The sequence below is a fragment of the Catenibacterium sp. AM22-6LB genome, from assembly GCF_003435615.1.
GTDB classification, from domain to species: domain Bacteria; phylum Bacillota_I; class Bacilli_A; order Erysipelotrichales; family Coprobacillaceae; genus Catenibacterium; species Catenibacterium mitsuoka_A.
This window is the reverse complement of sequence record NZ_QTUM01000007.1, coordinates 1-250: the sequence shown is the minus strand read 5'-3', so window position 1 is coordinate 250 and position 250 is coordinate 1. Positions and strand designations below refer to the sequence as shown.

General features: G+C 31.2%; 1 protein-coding gene. It reads right to left on the bottom strand.

Annotated features, from left to right (window positions below; all coding sequences use genetic code 11):
• A partial coding sequence (locus DW269_RS02870; RefSeq protein ID WP_147321674.1) for a transposase occupies nt 1-250 on the bottom strand: 250 nt, incomplete at both ends.

Here is a 250-nt window from a genome sequence, read left to right as displayed (position 1 = left end):
ATGTAATCAGTACGAATATTGTCAATTCTATGATGAAGCTTCTGTATCTTAAGCCTTTGTTTCTGTATATTTCTTTTTTGAGTGGACTCTCCTTTCTTTAGATTTTCATACTTTCGAGAAAGACTTCTCTGTTCTCGAATAAGCTTTTTTTCAAGTTTCTTTAATTTTGCAGATTTATTGATGTTCTTATAAGTTTTTCCATTAGAGACAATCGCAAAGTCCTTTAATCCAAGGTCAATGCCAATTCCTT